Annotated in this window: 13 protein-coding genes; 9 read left to right on the top strand and 4 right to left on the bottom strand. The window is 71.2% G+C overall.

Annotated features, from left to right (window positions below; all coding sequences use genetic code 11):
- Positions 1 to 39: 39 nt before the first annotated feature.
- On the bottom strand, positions 40 to 3504 hold the full coding sequence (locus tag ACFQGL_RS13835) for a ThuA domain-containing protein (RefSeq protein ID WP_377511060.1): 3465 nt from the start codon (positions 3502 to 3504) through the stop codon (positions 40 to 42).
- Positions 3505 to 3696: 192 nt separating this feature from the next.
- Between ACFQGL_RS13835 and ACFQGL_RS13840 the strand changes: the two genes are divergently transcribed.
- A complete protein-coding gene (locus tag ACFQGL_RS13840; RefSeq protein ID WP_377511063.1) occupies positions 3697 to 4269 on the top strand; it encodes a GNAT family N-acetyltransferase in 573 nt (190 codons plus the stop codon).
- A 37-nt stretch (positions 4270 to 4306) separates the two neighbouring features.
- A complete protein-coding gene (locus ACFQGL_RS13845) occupies positions 4307 to 4720 on the top strand; it encodes a type II toxin-antitoxin system Phd/YefM family antitoxin (RefSeq protein WP_377511066.1) in 414 nt (137 codons plus the stop codon).
- Between the two features lie 6 nt (positions 4721 to 4726).
- Here the strand turns inward: ACFQGL_RS13845 and ACFQGL_RS13850 are convergent, their stop codons facing one another.
- The 3 genes from ACFQGL_RS13850 to ACFQGL_RS13860 all read right to left on the bottom strand — a co-directional run bounded on the left by ACFQGL_RS13850 (position 4727) and on the right by ACFQGL_RS13860 (position 8014).
- Positions 4727 to 5179, bottom strand: a complete 453-nt coding sequence (locus tag ACFQGL_RS13850) for a VOC family protein (protein ID WP_377511069.1) — start codon at positions 5177 to 5179, stop codon at positions 4727 to 4729.
- Positions 5180 to 5259: 80 nt separating this feature from the next.
- Entirely contained in the window at positions 5260 to 5751 is a 492-nt protein-coding gene (gene smpB / locus ACFQGL_RS13855; RefSeq protein ID WP_377511072.1) for an SsrA-binding protein SmpB, read from the bottom strand.
- 25 nt (positions 5752 to 5776) lie between these two features.
- Positions 5777 to 8014, bottom strand: a complete 2238-nt coding sequence (locus ACFQGL_RS13860) for a hypothetical protein (protein ID WP_377511075.1) — start codon at positions 8012 to 8014, stop codon at positions 5777 to 5779.
- Positions 8015 to 8165: 151 nt separating this feature from the next.
- Between ACFQGL_RS13860 and ACFQGL_RS13865 the strand changes: the two genes are divergently transcribed.
- The 7 genes from ACFQGL_RS13865 (at position 8166) to ACFQGL_RS13895 (ending at position 16440) form a co-directional block, all read left to right on the top strand.
- Positions 8166 to 9833 carry an NAD(P)/FAD-dependent oxidoreductase gene (locus ACFQGL_RS13865; RefSeq protein ID WP_377511078.1) on the top strand — a complete coding sequence of 556 codons (1668 nt, stop codon included), beginning with the start codon at positions 8166 to 8168 and terminating at the stop codon, positions 9831 to 9833.
- A 55-nt stretch (positions 9834 to 9888) separates the two neighbouring features.
- Positions 9889 to 11334: an ATP-binding protein gene (locus ACFQGL_RS13870; RefSeq protein ID WP_377511081.1), complete on the top strand. Its 1446-nt coding sequence runs from the start codon at positions 9889 to 9891 to the stop codon at positions 11332 to 11334.
- Positions 11331 to 12587, top strand: coding sequence for an MFS transporter (locus ACFQGL_RS13875; RefSeq protein ID WP_377511084.1), 1257 nt, complete (start codon positions 11331 to 11333; stop codon positions 12585 to 12587). Before ACFQGL_RS13870 ends, ACFQGL_RS13875 begins: the two co-directional genes overlap by 4 nt.
- A gap of 138 nt (positions 12588 to 12725) precedes the next feature.
- The gene (locus ACFQGL_RS13880; RefSeq protein WP_377511649.1) at positions 12726 to 14669 is read left to right on the top strand and encodes an ABC transporter ATP-binding protein; all 1944 of its coding nucleotides are present in this window, start codon (positions 12726 to 12728) and stop codon (positions 14667 to 14669) included.
- 331 nt (positions 14670 to 15000) lie between these two features.
- On the top strand, positions 15001 to 15213 hold the full coding sequence (locus tag ACFQGL_RS13885) for a hypothetical protein (RefSeq protein ID WP_377511087.1): 213 nt from the start codon (positions 15001 to 15003) through the stop codon (positions 15211 to 15213).
- A gap of 186 nt (positions 15214 to 15399) precedes the next feature.
- A complete protein-coding gene (locus tag ACFQGL_RS13890) occupies positions 15400 to 15669 on the top strand; it encodes a hypothetical protein (RefSeq protein ID WP_377511090.1) in 270 nt (89 codons plus the stop codon).
- 78 nt (positions 15670 to 15747) lie between these two features.
- A complete protein-coding gene (locus ACFQGL_RS13895) occupies positions 15748 to 16440 on the top strand; it encodes an alpha/beta hydrolase (RefSeq protein WP_377511093.1) in 693 nt (230 codons plus the stop codon).
- Positions 16441 to 16474 lie beyond the last annotated feature (34 nt).

Genomic DNA, 16474 nt, shown 5'->3' on the forward strand with positions numbered 1-16474 from the left:
GTCGACGGGCTGAACCCGTCGACCACCGCCGGCCCGCGATCAGGTGACCGTGATGGTCAGGTTTGCCGAGCGGGTCTCGCCGCTGGTGTAGGTGACCGTCACCCGGGCGGTGAAGGTTCCCTTGCGGGCGTAGCTGTGGCTGGTCGACCGCAGCGTGGCACCGTGCGTGACGGCGCTGTTGTCGCCGAAGTCCCACGCGTAGTCGGTGATGCTCTGCCCGGACCCGGCCGTCGCGGTGGCGGTCAGCGTGGTGCTCAGCGGCGCGGTTCCGCTGGCCGGGCTGGCCGCGAGCGAGAGCGACCCGCCGGGCTCCTGCTTGACGCCGGCACCGTTGAACCGTAGCCAGTCCATCGAGAGCAGGTCCGGGGTGCCGCCGACCTGTGCGGCGTTGACGAACTTCGCGTACAGGGTGGTGGTCCCGGCGGGCTTGTTGGTCAACGTGACGGTGGGCGAGACCAGGTTGTCCCAGCCGCCGGTGGAGGTGATCGTGGCCTTACCGATCAGGGTGCCGGTGGGTGAGCCGGTGCGCAGCTCGATGTCACCGCCGAGCCCGCCGTTGGTCACGCCGAGCGTCACCGAGCCGACGTTGCGCAGGTCCACCGGCCCGTACGCCGCCCAGTCGTTGTGGTCGACGTCGCCGAGCCGCTTGCCGGCGCGGGCGGTCGCCCGGTCGTTCACGGTGAGGCCGGACTGGGTGCTGAAGTGCTCGGCCTCCTTGCTCTTGGGTTGCAACTGCACCCGGGTCGAGCCGGTCAGGGCCGGTACGCCGCCGGCCGCGCCGTTGTCGGTGTACTGCGCGGTGACGAGCGTGTAGAGGTTCTGCCCGGGCCCGTGCCCGTCACCGGCGTCCGCCTCGGTGGCCAGCAGCCCCGAGCAGCCGGTGTACACGTCCAGCGGGTGGGCGTGCGAGTCGTGGCCGAGCTGGGTCTGCACGGTCACCTTCGCGCAGTCGATGGTGCCGTCCTCCGGGTCGGTGACCGTCACCGTGTACGGGATCTTGTCGCCGAAGTCGAAGAACCCGCCGTCCGGAACGTTGATGGTCACCGTGGGCCGGGTGTTGCCGACCACCACGTCGGTGACCGCGCTCGCGGTCAGGCCGTTACCGCTGTTGCGTACGGTCAGCCGGGCGGTGAATTTCCCGGCCGTCGAGTAGGTGTGGCTCGGGTTGGCGGCGGTGGAGTCGACGCTGCCGTCGTTGGTGAAGTCCCAGGCGTAGCTGAGCGCCGAGCCGTCACCGGAGGTCGTCCCGGCCGAGGAGAACGCCACCGTCAGCGGCGGGCGACCGCTGTCCGGGTTGGAGACGATCTTCGCGGTCGGCGGCCGACCGTTGGCCACGTAGTCGATCCGGTAGATGCCGGCACCGGCGTTGCTGCCGCCGCGCCCACTGCCGGTGCCCTCGCCGAAGTCGATGACGTAGAGCGAGCCGTCCGGGCCGAACTCCGCCTCGAAGGGCTGGATCCAGCTCATGTTGCCGAAGATTCCGTTGATCGACTGAAGGGCGCCAACGGTGGTCGGGCCGAAGCGCGGGTCGGTGAAGGTCTGCGCGGTCTTGTGGATGGAGAGGGTCTTGAACCACTTGCGGGTGAACTCGTAGGTGATCCACTTGCCCTCGAAGTACTCCGGGAACTTGGTGGTGCGGGTGTTGGCCGGGTCGTAGTCGTAGACGGGGCCGCTCATCGGTCCGCCACCGCCGGTGCCGACCTCGGGGAACTGGGTGGAGGCGGAGTACGCGTACCAGACCAGCGCCGACTTCGCCGCCGGCAGAGTGGTCAGGCCGGTGTTGTTGGGGGAGTTGTTGACCGGCGCGGCGCAGTTGAACTTCGCCCCGGAGGTGCTGGTGGCGAAGTTGTAGTCGTTGAACGGGATGTTGTTGCCCACGCAGTACGGCCAGCCGTAGTTGCCGGCCGTCGTGATCCGGTTGAACTCGACGGTCCCCTCCGGACCCCGGTTGGCGTCGGCGGTACGGGCGTCCGGGCCGTAGTCGCCGACCAGCAGCGCGTTGGTCTGCGGTTCGACGGTGATCCGGAACGGGTTGCGCATGCCCATCGCGTAGATCTCCGGGCGGGTCTTCGCGGTGCCGGCCGGGAACAGGTTGCCGCTGGGAATGGTGTACGTGCCGTCCGCCTGCGGAGTGATCCGGAGGATCTTGCCGCGCAGGTCGTTGGTGTTGCCGGCGGTGCCCTGGGCGTCCCAGGCGGCCCGCCCGGCCTGCTCGTCGATCGGGGTGTAGCCGCTGGAGGCGAACGGATCGGTGTTGTCGCCGATCCCGGCGTACAGCCGACCGGCCGCGTCCATCGTCAGCGAGCCGCCCATGTGCGAGTTGGCCCGACCCACACCACGGTGGGTGGGGATGGTCAGCAGCCGCTTCTCCGAGGAGAGCGCGACGCTGTTGTTGGCCACCGTGAACCGGGACAGGTTGAGCTGTTTGAGGGTCTTGTCGGACCAGAGCAGATAGACCCAGCCGTTGCTGGCGAAGTTGCGGTCCAGGGTCATCCCGAGCAGCCCGTCGGACTGGTCGGTCATCGCCGGGGTGTACGCGAAGTCCAGCAGCGTGGTGACGGCGAGGGTGTCCTGGTTGACCACCTTCAACGCGCCGGTGCGCTGGATGTAGTAGACCTTGCGGTCGGGCGCGACGGCCAGCTCGAACGGGTCGGCGAGGTCGTCGGTGACCAGCCCGACCCGCTCGAAGTTGCCGGTCTCGGTGGCCGAGCAGTCGCCGGCGACCGCGCCGGCCGCCCACTCGATGCCGTAGCGCAGGTGCTCCAGGAACGCCGGCTCGGAGAACCGGGAGCTGGCGTGCCCGCCGGCGGTGAACCAGGACCGGCCGCCGTCGTAGCGCTGACACCAGGAGTACGCGTGGTCGACGCCCTCGTCCAACCCGTTGATCCCGTCGCGCACCTTGATCTGCGCGAGGGTGTGCACGTTGCCGGTCGGGTTGGTCCGCCAGTTGTACCACTCCTCGCTCTGCTCCCAGAGCTCCGGCAGGTTGCGGGTCGAGGGGTGCGCCCGGTCGAGCACCTTGACCCGGCCGGGGAAGGTGCCGCCGGTGGCGGAGAAGTCCGGGTGGTAGTCGAAGATCGTGCCGACCAGGCCCTCGTACCAGGGCCAGTCCCGTTCGCTGGCCGAGGCGGCGTGCAGGCCGGCCCAACCTCCGCCGTTGCGGATGAACGTCTGCAACGCCGCGCGCTGGCCGGCGTTGAGCAGGTCCCCCGAGGCCGGGGTGGAGTTGGTGTTGTTGAACACCAGGGCGTCGAAGGTCGCGAGGTTGGCGTCGGTGAACGCGGCCGCGTCGGTGGTGGCGACGACCTCGAAGTTGTGGGCGGTGCCGAGTTGCTGGATCGCGGCGACGCCGGCCGGGATCGAGTCGTGGTAGAAGTTGGTGATCTTTGAGAAGACCAGCACCCGGAAGCGGGGGGCGGCCTCGGCGGGCAGGGCGGTGGTGGTGCTCAGCACGGTGGCGACGATGAGCAGGGCGAGGCAGATCGCGCGCAGGTGTTTGGGCATGGGGGCGCTCCCTGTCGGACGGTGAGGGTCGGAAAGCGCTTTCTCGCTGCCCGCATCACGGTACTGACAGGCAGTGATGGCCGTCAATAGCGTCGAGGTAAGCGGTTTCCTGCGCCGTGCCGCCGTGAAATCGACGGGCGGGCCTGTGCGAGCCTGCTTGCCGACGTTCGAACCGCACCCCCTGGAGGCCCGGTGTTCGCCCTGCCGCTGACCGAGGATGTTGAGCTGCGCCCGCTGGAGCCGTGGCGGGCCGAGGAGTTCCTGGCCCACCTGGACCGGGCCCGCGCGCACATCGAGCCCTGGGTGTCACCGTCCTTCGCCGCCACCGACCTGCCCGGCGCCCGCGCGCTGCTGCAGCGGTACGCCGACCGCTGGGCCAGCGACACGGGCGGCATCTGGGGCCTGTGGTGGCACGGCACGCTGGTCGGCGGCGTCCTGTTCGCGGCGTTCGACGCCACGGTGGGCGTCTGCGAGGTGGGCTGCTGGCTGGAGCCGGCGGCGCAGGGGCGGGGCATCGTCGCACCGGCGATCCGGCGCATCGTCGACTGGGCGGTACGCGAACGCGGCATCCAGCGCGTGGAGTGGCGTACCAACGCCGACAACGCCCGCAGCATCGCGCTCGCCCGACGGCTCGGCCTGCGCCACGACGGCACTCTGCGCCAGCTCTACCCGAGCCCACGCGGGCGGATCGACCTCGAGATCTGGTCGGTGCTGGCCGACGAGTGGGTGGCCGGTACGGCCGCGCCGCAGCGCGCCGTCCACTGACGACGGTTCTGTCGTACCCGGGCGGCAGCATGCATCCATGGCTGTCCCCGCGCTCACCCCACACACCGACCCGCCGCGCTCCGTGCCGCTGCGCGAGGCGCGCACCCGGTTCAGTCAGCTCGTCGCGCTTGCCGAGTTGACCGACGCGGTCACCGTCGTCACCCGCGACGGCGATCCCCGCCCGGTCGCCGCGATCGTGCCGGCCGCCGCCGCCCGCAGTGGCGCCCAGGCCCGTGCCGACGCCGACCGGCTCGCCACGGTCACCGCCGGTTGGGCCCGTCGCCTCGACGAGCAGCACCGGCGCAGCGGCCAACGGCACGCCGCCGAGCTGGGTGCCGTCCGCGCGGCGTTGGCCGAGGTGTGGGCCGAGTTGGAGCGCCGGGTCGTCCCGGGCAGCGACCCGGCGTTGGCCCGGCTGCGCGCCGCGCACTCCGACCTGCTCGCCGGCTGACCCGGCCTACGCCGCGCAGAACTCGTTGCCCTCCGGGTCCTGCATGACCCACCAGTGTCCGGCCGGGCCCTGGTCGACCTCGCGAAGGCGGGTCGCGCCCAGCCCCTCCAGTCGGGCCACCAGCTTGTCCAGGCCGCCCGGCTCGCTGTGCACGTCGATGTGCAGGCGGTTCTTGACCGACTTGCTCTCGGGCACCTCCTGGAACAGCAGTCGTCGGCCGCGGCCGACACCGCTGGCCTGGTCGAACGGGTCCTCGGGGTGGCGGATCGCGGCATAGCCGCGGAAGGTCGTGCGGCCGTCGTGCTCGACGACCGCGTCCGCGTCGACACGGCCGGCGGCCAGCAGTTGCGTGATGAGCGCGCTGGGATCCTCCACCTCATATTCCAGGGCCGCGGCCCAGAAATCGGCGAGGACGGGCGCGTTCGCGCTGTCGATGACCAGCTTCCAACTCAATGCCATGTAACCAGTTATATTGGTTACGTTGAGTCCTCGCAACCAGGACGCTCGATGCCGGCGTGTCGCCGCACCGGAGTCAACCGTCAGACCCGGCGCGGGTGGCCCTTGAGGTGTCGGCCCAGTTCCCGGGCGATCTCCCGGTTGGCGTCCCGTTCGGCCAGCGTCTGCCGCTTGTCGTAGGAGCGCTTGCCCTTGGCCAGGGCCAGCTCGACCTTGGCCCAGCCGTTCTCGAAGTACATCGACAACGGGACCAGCGTCAGCCCGCCCTCGCGGACCTTCTCCAGGATCCGGTCGATCTCCGCCCGCCGCAGCAGCAGTTTGCGGGTACGCCGGGGCGCGTGGTTGGTCCAGGTGCCGTACGCGTACTCGGCGATGTGCAGGCCGTACAGCATGATCTCGCCGTCGCGCTCGTGGGCGTACGCGTCCACCAGCGACGCCCGCCCCTCGCGCAGCGACTTCACCTCGGTGCCGACCAGCACGATGCCCGCCTCGTACGTGCGCAGCACCGTGTAGTCGTGTCGAGCCTTCTTGTTGGAGGCGATCAGCCGGCGTTCGGGCTGCTTGGACGGGGTCACCCGGCGACGATATCCGGCCGGTGGCTCAGCCGGTCGACGGCCGGTCGGCGCGCAGCCGATCGGCCAGGTCCCGGACGGCCGCCGCGAACGACTCCTGCGACTCGCACGGCCAGTGGCCCAGGATGGGCGGCGGGACGCTGTCGCTGGGCGGCGGCACCACGTCGGTCGGGTCCGTCAACCGACGGTCCACCGTCGCGGCCGGCCCGCTCGGCGTTGCGGTACGTCCGGGCCGGTGCGGGGCGAAGACCCAACCGCCGATCGGGTCGGTGTCGCGCCACAGGTTCACCCACCGCCAGCCGACCCGCTCGCCGATCTCCCGCAGCACCTCGTCGCCGACGTACGCGGGGAACAGCCGCGAGTAGAGCCGGCTCAACGGCGTGCCGTAGGTCAGCAGTGCGACCCGGTCGGTGACTCGGGCCGGCAGTTGCAGCAGCGTCGCGGCCAGCAGCACCGAGCCGTGGCTGTGCCCGGCCAGCAGCACCCGGTCACCCTTCTCCACCAGGTAGGTGATCCGCTTGGCCAGCTCCGGCACGGCACGCTCGGCGTAGCACGGCGGGGCGAAGGGATGGGCCGCCCGGGGCCAGAAGGTGCCCAGGTCCCACAGCACGCCCACGTAGCGGCGGAACTGTGCCGTCCGGTAGGCGAAGATGCCGCCGATCACCAGCCCGATCACGATTCCGGCGATCGCGTAGCTGCCCGTCGCGATCAGGAAGTTGACCAGGTCGGCGGGCACCCGGACGTAGTGCTGGAGCACGTCGCCGGGATAGAGCTGCATGAGGCCGAGCACGCTGGTGGACAGGCCCAGCGCGGCCAGGCCGGCGTAGACCACGGTGAGTGGCTCCAGCCGTTCGGTGAACCGGGCCCGGGCTACCGCCCGTTCGACCTGGCGTATCCGGTCCGCCGCCTCCGGAGGCGCGTGCGGGAAGTCGGCGGACACGATCGCCGCGGCGGCCCGTCGCCTCTTTCGGCGGGTCAGCACCGTCACCAGGCCGGCGACCAGCACCGCGGTGAGCACCGCCAGGAAGAACCCGAAGATCGCCCACTTGTACGCCAGTGTCGGGCTGGTCTCCAACCCGTCCGTGGTGTCCCCGCCACGGTCCAGCAGGTCCGACACGCGGTAGACCAGTTCGGCGGAGAACGCCACGGCGAGCCCCGCGGCGATCGTGACGAAGACCGGCGCGCCCAGCGCGCGCAGGGGCGCGCCCGTGCGCCGTCCGCCCCGGCGCCAGATCACCATCGCGGCGAGGATGGCCACCAGGACGGTCTGGCTGACGAACAGCCAGGCCACGATCGCGCCGTACCCGGGCAGCGTGCCGCCCTGCGGCCACGGCTTCTGGCTCTTGACGATGTGTACGACCACCAGGATGGTCAGGCCGCAGCTGATCGTGCGGAGCCCTCGGGTGACCCCGTCCCTCCGGGGCGTCGCGCCCATCCCGTCGATGATCGACGGCGCGCTGAGCAGCACCAGGCAGGCGAGCAGCACCGCCCCGGTGGCCACCAGCAGCAGCACCATCGCGGGGGAGGCGCCCACGCTGGCCCGGGCGGCGAGCAGGCTGCCGTCCAGGGTGGCGAACGCCGCCGCGACGTGCACCGAGCGCAGCCGGCCGACCATCGGCGCGGCGTCCCACTGGCCGACCGCGCTCAACCGGTGTGCCGAGGTCTTCGGCACCGGGCTCCGGAACGCGTCGAACGAGTGGCCGGGGCGTGCGCCGAGCGCCCAGACGATCCCGATGGCGGCGACCGGCACCAGCGACAGCACACCCAGGCGCAGGCCGGTGGAGCGCCCGCCGAGCCAGGACAGCCAGCTCCGCTGGGACAGGCAGGACGGGGTGCCCATGCACCGCCAGGCGATCAGGTCCAGCGCCACCCCGACGATGGAGAGGACGTAGAGCATGGTGATGGTGAGCGCGAGGATCCGGCACAGCGCGACGATGGTGTGCTTCGAGGCTCGGTTCGCCGGCCGCATCCAGAGCGCCACGTTGCAGAGCATGAACGGCAGCAGGAACACCAGGGACAGCGTCCGCACCGCCGTGCCGGACGGCAGGTCGCTCCAGCGGTACGCCTCCAGCGTCACCCCACCCGCCCCGGTGGCACCCGGATAGCCGGCACGCGGGCGGTAGAAGCCGCCGCTACGGTCCCCGGCGACCTGCTGCACGTGCGGCCGGTCCAGCACCTGGTCGGCCCCAGCGCCGGAGACGCCGTGCACCCGCAGCTCCACGACCCGGACCGACGTCGTCGGTCCGGTCGTCGACGCGTCCCCCATGGGCCCCCCGAGTGTGCGCGGCAGCCGGGCGGGTCGGTCTGCGACCACCCACGCGGCGACCCGGCTTACCCGTCCCGGGCCCGGCCAACCGTGCGCCGGGCACCCGGGTCCGTCGCGCCCCTGGTGCGGTTCGGCCCCGCCAGGTGGTTTCATGGGCGCCATGGCGAACCCGGTGATCCTGACCGTCGACGACGACCCGGTGGTCTCCCGGGCGGTGGCCCGGGACATTCGGCGCCGCTACGGTGACCGTTACCGGGTGCTGCGAGCCACCTCGGGGCCGGAGGCGCTGGACGCGCTGCGCGAGGTAAAGCTGCGCGGCGAGCAGGTGGCGCTGCTGCTGGCCGACCATCGGATGCCGGAGATGACCGGCGTCGAGTTCCTCGAGGCCGCGATGGACATCTTCCCGGCCGCCCGTCGGGTGCTGCTCACCGCGTACGCGGACACCGACGCCGCGATCGAGGCGATCAACGTGGTCGACCTGGACCACTACCTGCTCAAGCCCTGGCATCCGCCGGAGGAGAAGCTGTATCCGGTGGTGGACGGCCTGCTGGACGCGTGGGCGGTCACCCCGGACGCGGCGAGCACCGAGATCCGGGTGGTCGGGCACCGCTGGTCGGCGCCGTCGTTCAAGGTCCGCGACTTCCTGGCCCGCAACCTGGTGCCGTACCGCTGGCTGCTGACCGACGATCCCGAGGGCGCCCGGCTGTTGGACGCCGCCGGCGCCACCGAGGCGGACGTACCGCTGGTGGTGACCGCCGAGGGCAAGGCGCTGATCGCGCCGAGCGAGGCCGAGTTGGCCGGGCTGGCCGGGCTCACCGTGGTGCCGGCGGCCGACTTCTACGACCTGGTGGTGATCGGCGGCGGCCCGGCCGGCCTGGGCTCGGCGGTGTACGGCGCGTCGGAGGGGCTGCGGACCGTCCTGGTCGAGCGGCGGGCGACCGGCGGGCAGGCCGGGCAGAGCAGCCGGATCGAGAACTACCTGGGCTTCCCGGACGGCGTCTCCGGCGCGCAGTTGACCGACCGGGCCCGGCGGCAGGCCGTGAAGTTCGGCGCCGAGCTGCTCAGTGCCCGGGAGGTGGTCGGCCTGAGCGAGGCCGGCGGCGCCCGGCTGCTGCGCTTCGGCGACGGCACCGAGATCGCCGCGCACACCGTGGTGCTGGCCACCGGGGTCTCCTACCGGGTGCTCGACGCCCCCGGGCTGGCCGACTTCACCGGCCGAGGGGTGTTCTACGGCTCCACCGCCACCGAGGCGCCGAGCTGCGTCGAACAGGACGTCTACATCGTCGGTGGGGCCAACTCGGCCGGTCAGGCCGCCGTGCACTTCTCCCGGTACGCGGCCCGGGTGCACCTGCTGATCCGGGGCGCGGACCTGACCGCCTCGATGTCGCGGTACCTGATCGACCAGCTGGAACGGATCGACCGGATCACCGTGCACCCGCACACCGCGGTGGTCGGTGGCGCCGGGGACGATCATCTGCAACGGCTCACGCTCTGCGACACCCGCACCGGCGAGGCCCGCTCGGTGGACACCTCGTGGCTGTTCATCTTCATCGGCGCCGAGCCTCGGACGGACTGGCTGGACGGTGTGCTGGTCCGCGACGGGCGTGGCTTCATCGTCACCGGCCCGGATCTGATCAGCGGTGGGAACCGCCCGGCCGGCTGGTCACTGGCCCGCGACCCGTACCACCTGGAGACCAGCCTGCCCGGGGTGTTCGCCGCCGGGGACGTACGCGCCGAGTCGGTCAAGCGGGTCGCCTCGGCGGTCGGCGAGGGCGCCATGGCGGTGTCGCTGGTGCACCGCTACCTGGAGGCCCAGTGAGCGCGAGGAGTGCGCCGGGTCTGCGAGCCCCGCAGTCGCGAACGAAGGAGGCCCAGTGAGTACCGAGACGGATCGGCTGACGCCCGAGCAGCTGCGTACCCTGTTCCTGTTCGAGACCCTGGACGACGCGCAGCTCGGCTGGCTGGCCGAGCGCGGCCGGGTTGAGCAGCGCGCCGGCGGCACCCTGGTGTACGGCGAGGGCGAGGCCGCCACCTGCTTTTTCGTGCTGTTGCGCGGTGCGGTGGCGTTGAGCCGGCAGGTGCGTGGGGACGATGTCGAGACCAGCCGGACCGACCAGCGTGGGGTGTACGGCGGAGCCACCCAGGCGTACCTGGGCGACCAGGTCGAGCAGATCTACCGAAACAGTTTGCGGGCGGTGACCGACGCGGAGTTCTTCGTGTTGCCGGCGGAGGATTTCGCGTACGCCCTGCGGTCCTGGTTCCCGATGCCCATGCACCTGTTGGAGGGCCTGTTCTTCGGGATGCGGGACAGCCAGATGATCGTCGGCGAGCGGGAGCGGTTGCTGGCGCTCGGCTCGCTCTCGGCGGGGCTGACCCACGAGCTGAACAACCCGGCCGCGGCGGCGGTCCGGGCCACGTCGGTGCTGCGCGACCGGGTCGCCGGGATGCGGCACAAGCTGGCGATGGTCGCCGACGGCCGGTTGGACGGCCGGGCACTGCGTGGGCTGGTGGCGTTGCAGGAGGAGGCGGTGGCTCGGGTGGCCACCGCGCCGAAGCTGACTCCGATGGCGACGGCCGACGCCGAGGACACCCTCACCGACTGGCTGGACGAGCACGGGGTGAGTGGCGGCTGGGATCTGGCGCCGATTCTGGTCGGCGGTGGGCTGGACGCGCCCTGGCTGGCTCAGGTGAAGGAGGCGGTCGGCCCGGCGGACCTGGAGGCGGCGGTGCGCTGGCTCACCTACACCGTCGACACCGAGTTGCTGATGCGGGAGATCGGCGACGCGGTGACCCGGATCTCCGGCCTGGTCGGCGCCGCCAAGCAGTACTCCCAGCTGGACCGTGCGCCGCACCAGGTGGTGGACGTGCACGACCTGCTCGACGCCACGCTGGTGATGTTCAAGGCGAAGATCCCCGCCCAGGTCAAGCTGGTCCGCGAGTACGACCGCGGTCTGCCACCGGTGCCGGCGTACGCCGCCGAGTTGAACCAGGTGTGGACGAACCTGATCGACAACGCGTTGGGCGCGATGGGGGAGAAGGGCGTGCTGACCGTCCGCACCGGACTCGTCGGCGAGATGCTGGCGGTGGAGATCACCGACACCGGCCCCGGCATCGCGCCTGAGGTACGCCCGCGGATCTTCGAGCCGTTCTTCACCACCAAGGCGGTGGGTACGGGCACCGGGCTGGGGCTGGACATCTCGTACCGGATCGTGGTGCACAAGCACCACGGCGACATCCGGGTCGAGACCGAGCCCGGCCGGACCACCTTCCGGGTGCTGCTGCCGTTCAGCGAGGGCCCGTCAACGGCGGGAGCAGCGTGAGAGCGGACCGCAACTTCGGCACGTACTGGGCCGCCCAGTCGCTCTCCGCCCTGGGTGACGCGTTCGCGTACATCGCGCTGCCGCTGCTGGTGCTGCACGCCACCGGTTCGGTCGCGACGATGGGCCTGCTCACCGCCGTGGCCGGGGCCGCGTCCGTCGGCGCGGGGGTCTTCGGCGGGGTCCTGGTCGACCGGTACGACCGGCGCACCCTGATGATCGCCGCGGACCTGACCCGGCTGGTGCTCTACGGCCTCATCCCACTGGTCTGGCTCGCCGGCCCGCAGCTCTGGCTGATCTTCGTGGTCCTGCCGATCTGCGAGGCCGTCGGCATGGTGTTCCAGGTCGCCGCGGTGACCGCGGTACGGAATCTGGTGGACCGTGAGCGGATCACCGAGGCCAATGGTCGGTTGCAGGCGACGTACGCGGCGGCGGCCGTCGCCGGGCCGCTGCTCGCCGGTGTGGTGTCGAGTCGTTTCGGGCCCACCGCGGCCATCGCCATCAACGCGGCCAGCTTCGCGCTGTCGGCGGCCGGCCTCTGGCTGGTCCGGCTCCGGCCCGCCGAGCCCGCCGAACCACTCGGGGACGGTGCGCCGGCCGCCTCGGGGCGGGTGAGGCCGCTGGCCGAGTTCCTGGCCGGGATTCGTTTCATCTGGCAGCAGCCGGTGCTCCGTACGTTGACCGTGCTGTTGTCGGTGTTCATCTTCCTGACGTTCGGTTTCACCGACGTGCTCATCTACCACATCAAGCACGACCTCGGCGGCTCCGACGGCACCGTCGGCGCCGTGCTCGGGCTGGCCGCCGTGGGTACGGTCCTCGGCGCGCTGCTGGTGGCGCCGCTGCGCCGTCGGCGGGGCTTCGGCGTCACCTGGGTCAGCGCGCACCTGGTGTGCGGCCTCGCCGTGGTGGGCATCGGCCTGGCCGGGAACGTGCCCGCCGTCGCGGTACTGACCGGGTTGTACCTGGGCGCCATCAGCGTCGGCGGCATCTGTTCGATGTCGCTGCGCCAGGAGATCACCCCGGACCACCTGCTGGGCCGGGTGACGTCGGCCTTCTGGAGCACGCACTTCTCCCTCGGCCCGGCCGGTGCCGCCGCGCTGACCTGGGCCGCCGCCCGGTACGGCGTCCCCCGGGTCACCCTCGTCGCCGGCGTGGGTTGCCTGCTGGTCGCGATCGCGGGGCTGTTCTCCCCGATCCGGCGGGCCGGATCCGAGTCGGCCGCGAACCGGCGGGAGCTTCAGCCGACCGCGCGGTGACGCTGTGCGTCGCCGTCGACGACACGCCATTGACACACCCGTGCGACGCGCCGACTACGTGGAGACACTGAGTCATCGCGGGCAGTAGTCTCGGGCGGCGTTCGTGGTCCCCGCCCCCGAGGAGGGTCCGTGGAGTCGATGGCACGCCAGCGCACCGATGAACCGGCCGACGACCAGCCGGTCGATCCGTCCGCCGCCACGATGCTGCCCGAGTTGGAGGACGGCGACTGGCTGTACCACGCGTGGGAGTTCGCGCACACCAGCTTCTGGGCGGTCGCCCGCCGGCTGCCCCGGCTGGTCCGCGAGGCGGTGGCGCTGGCCTGGTCGACCAACCGCGGCGACACCGCCGCTTCGATCGGCCTGAACGTCGCCGCCGGGGTGATGACCACGTTCGGCCTGCTCGCCACCACCAGCGTGCTGCGCGAGTTGTTCTCCGCCGGTCCCACCCCGGACCGGGTCCGCGCGGCGCTGCCGGCGCTGATCGTGGCAGCGGCGGCGGTGTCGGCACGCGGTGGCCTGGCGATCGCCGCCGGCTGGGCCCAGGCCCGGCTGACCCCGCAGATCAACTACCAGGTGGAGTTGCGCCTGTTCGAGGCCACCACGGCGGTGGACCTGGCCGCCTTCGACGACGCCGGCTTCGCCGAGGAGATGGACCGCGCACGGGACCGGGGGATGGCCGAGGCGGCGTGGATCGTCGACCACACCGTCGACCTGGTCACCGGCGTGGTCGGCATCCTCGCCACCGCGGTCGCGGTGACCGTCATCCAGCCGCTGCTGCTGCCGTGTCTGCTGCTCGCGGCGGTGCCGCAGGCGATCACCGCGGTGCGGATGGCCCGCCGGGAATATCTGGCGATGCTGGCCCGGATCACCCGGCGGCGTCGAATGTGGATGCTCGCCCACCTGATGGCCAACCGGCACACCGCCGCCGAGGTGCGCGCGTACCAGATGCGCGACTTCCTGCTCGCCGAGTACCGCGGCGTGATGGCCGTGGAGACCCGGGCCCAGCTGCGGCTGGTCCGGTCCCAGACGGGCACCCGGGTGATCGGCGCGTCGGTCGCGGGGCTGGCCACCTTCGGCGTGTACGCGGTCCTCGGCGGCCTGCTGCTGGGTGGGATGGTCGCCCTCGCGGCGGCGGCCACCGCCCTGCTCGCGCTGCAGTCCGCCCGCAACAGCCTGGGTGTCGCGGTCGTCGCCACCAACTCGTTGTACGAGGACGCGCTCTACTACCAGGACTACCGGGACTTCCTGGAACGCGCCCACACCCGGGTGCCGATCGGCGGCGACCGGGCGGCCGAGGGCGTCGACGTCATCGAGTTGGACGAGGTGAGCCTGCGCTACCCGGACACCGAGGCGGCGGCGGTGGACCGGGTCAGCCTGACCGTCCGGCGGGGCGAGGTGATCGCGTTGGTCGGCGAGAACGGCTCCGGCAAGACCACGCTGGCCAAGCTGATCGCGGGGCTCTACCGGCCGACCGGCGGGACGATCCGCTGGGACGGCGTCGACGTCGCCGAACTGGACCCGCGTACGGTCGGCGCGCAGGTGGCCGTCATGACGCAGGAGTGGTGGAAGTTCCCGTTCACCGCTGGGCAGAACATCCGCGTCGGTCGACACGACCGACCGCCGGAGCGGCCCGGCCCCACGGTGCGGGAGGCAGCCGGTGCCGCCGCCGCCCACGACATGATCGTGGGGCTGCCACACGGCTACGACACCCTGCTCGACCGGGAGTTCAAGGACGGTCATGAGCTGTCCGGCGGGCAGTGGCAGCGACTCGTCGCCGCTCGTGGCCTCTACCGGGACGCCGCCCTGCTGATCTGCGACGAGCCGTCGGCCGCACTGGACGCCCGTGCCGAGCACGCCCTGTTCCAGCACCTCCGCCGTCGACCGGACCGGGCGGTCGTCCTGATCACCCACCGGCTGGCCAACGTCCGACACGCCGACCGGATCTTCGTGATGGACCAGGGACGGCTCGTCCAGCAGGGAAGTCACGACGAGCTGATGGCGGCCGGCGGCCTCTACGGCGAGCTGTTCGAGTTGCAGGCGGCGGGCTATCTCGCTGGTGCCGACGACGCGGTGCCCCGCTGACCTCCTGGACCGCAATTAGCCCGAGATCACGTGCGCGGATCTGCCGATGAGAGAGCACTCGATCTTTTCGTCTCGTCGCGACATCGTGGCCTGGAAACGTTGTCCGCTGTCGGGGTCAGGAGCGGCGCGGGCGACACGGCAAGCGACCATGAGAGGGTGACCGACGCCGTACCGTCTTCCTTGGCTGCTGTGATCGACCTCATCGATGGATACATGCATCGAGTGCTGAAGGGCAGAGAAGACCCGGTGGGGGTCGTCGGGGAGCTGATGTGTGCGCTGATCGACCTGCCCCCCCGCCCACGTCGGCCGTTTGTATAACATCTACGGGGACTTGTCGGACATCGTTGACGGCTACCCGTTCGACTACGGCGATGGCACCGAGATGATCGCCCAACGGGAGGTTCGCGACGCTGCGTGGGACTGGTTGACCATTGAGCGCAATGCCGAGGGAATAGAGACCTACGTCGGCCACTGGGTTGCGAGAATTGCAGCGTTACCGACGACCGACGGAGGGCGGCCGTTCCGCCACCCCTGGGCTCAGTGACGCACGGTACCGGCACCGTGAGTGGGGCAGGCCGGGCTCCAGGCTTAGTGCCCGGACCCAACGCAGGGTGTCCGCACATGCCGCCGATCGCGCGCCTCGGCTGGCGACCTCCTCGAAAGGGTCGGTCCGCTGCTCGATCGGGCATGCTGGATAGGCACCCGGTGCGGTGAAGCGAGGGAGTACGCCGTGGAGCTGCAACTGCGCATGTCCGACAAGGCCCGAGATTTCGTCGAGCAGATTCTGCACGAGATGCTGGTGCGATTCCCGATCACTCGGGACGAGGCGGTGGGCCGGGTGAATCAAGCCTGGGGACACCTCGACCACATCGGCGACAAGGACCTGATCTTCCACGAATCGCCGGACGATTGGGCTCGTACCATCTACTACGGTAAGGACTCGCGCTGGTGGCAAGGCGAGGACGGGCTCAAGCCGCTGCCGTACGAGTCGGATGCCTGATTTGCGGCATGGACGGCTCGGGTAGCGACGGCAGGCGGTGTCGTCGATGCTGAACGGGTGATGCCTGGGTTCGTGCTGGTGCACAGCCTGCTGCTGGGTCCTCGGACGTGGGCGCCCGTGGCGGCCCGGCTCGCAGCTCTGGGTGCCGAAACGGTGGTGCCGTCGCTGATCGACGTGGTCGGGGAAGACGACCCGCCGTTCTGGCCACGGGTCAGCGCGACCATCAACGAAAGCCTCTCCCACCTACCGCAGGGTCAGCCAATCGTGTTGGTAGCGCACAGCAACGCCGGCCTGCTGGTCCCGGTTGTCGTGCAGGCGGTGCGGCGTCCGGTCGTCGGGTGTCTCTTCGTCGATGCCCGTCTGCCTCCGCGGGCCGGATACGCGCCCGCCGCATCGCCCGAGCGTCTGGCCTACCTGCGGACGAAGGTCACACGGGGTCGGCTGCCACAGTGGACGACGTGGTGGGACGAGGATGACGTCGCATCGCTGTTCCCCGATCCGCAGACCAGGTGGGCCGTCTCGGCCGAGCAGCCCCGGTTGCCCATCAGCTACTACGAGCAACAAATTCCGGTCCCCGCCGGCTGGGATCACCGGCCGTGCGGGTATCTGTTGTTCGGGCCGCCGTACGACCGTATGGCGCAGGAGTCGCGCGAGCGCGGCTGGGGCGTCGCCGAGGTGGCCGGTGGACATCTGCACCAACTCGTCGACCCGGACGCGGTTACCGCCACGATCGTTGCCGTGACCGCACCGTGGATCTCTCCAGCCGACTGAGCAGACGCGAGCACGTGCCGATGAGCGGATGCCG

Source organism: Micromonospora vulcania, from assembly GCF_042658605.1.
GTDB lineage: Bacteria > Actinomycetota > Actinomycetes > Mycobacteriales > Micromonosporaceae > Micromonospora > Micromonospora vulcania.

What these genes read in the sequence shown, in the direction of transcription:
- ACFQGL_RS13880 (WP_377511649.1), top strand. Translation starts at nt 12,726, where the DNA reads ATGGCACGCCAGCGCACCGATGAACCGGCCGACGACCAGCCGGTCGAT.
- ACFQGL_RS13845 (WP_377511066.1), top strand. Translation starts at nt 4,307, where the DNA reads ATGGCTGTCCCCGCGCTCACCCCACACACCGACCCGCCGCGCTCCGTG.
- ACFQGL_RS13865 (WP_377511078.1), top strand. Translation starts at nt 8,166, where the DNA reads ATGGGCGCCATGGCGAACCCGGTGATCCTGACCGTCGACGACGACCCG.
- ACFQGL_RS13850 (WP_377511069.1), bottom strand. Translation starts at nt 5,179, where the DNA reads ATGGCATTGAGTTGGAAGCTGGTCATCGACAGCGCGAACGCGCCCGTC.
- ACFQGL_RS13860 (WP_377511075.1), bottom strand. Translation starts at nt 8,014, where the DNA reads ATGGGGGACGCGTCGACGACCGGACCGACGACGTCGGTCCGGGTCGTG.
- ACFQGL_RS13835 (WP_377511060.1), bottom strand. Translation starts at nt 3,504, where the DNA reads ATGCCCAAACACCTGCGCGCGATCTGCCTCGCCCTGCTCATCGTCGCC.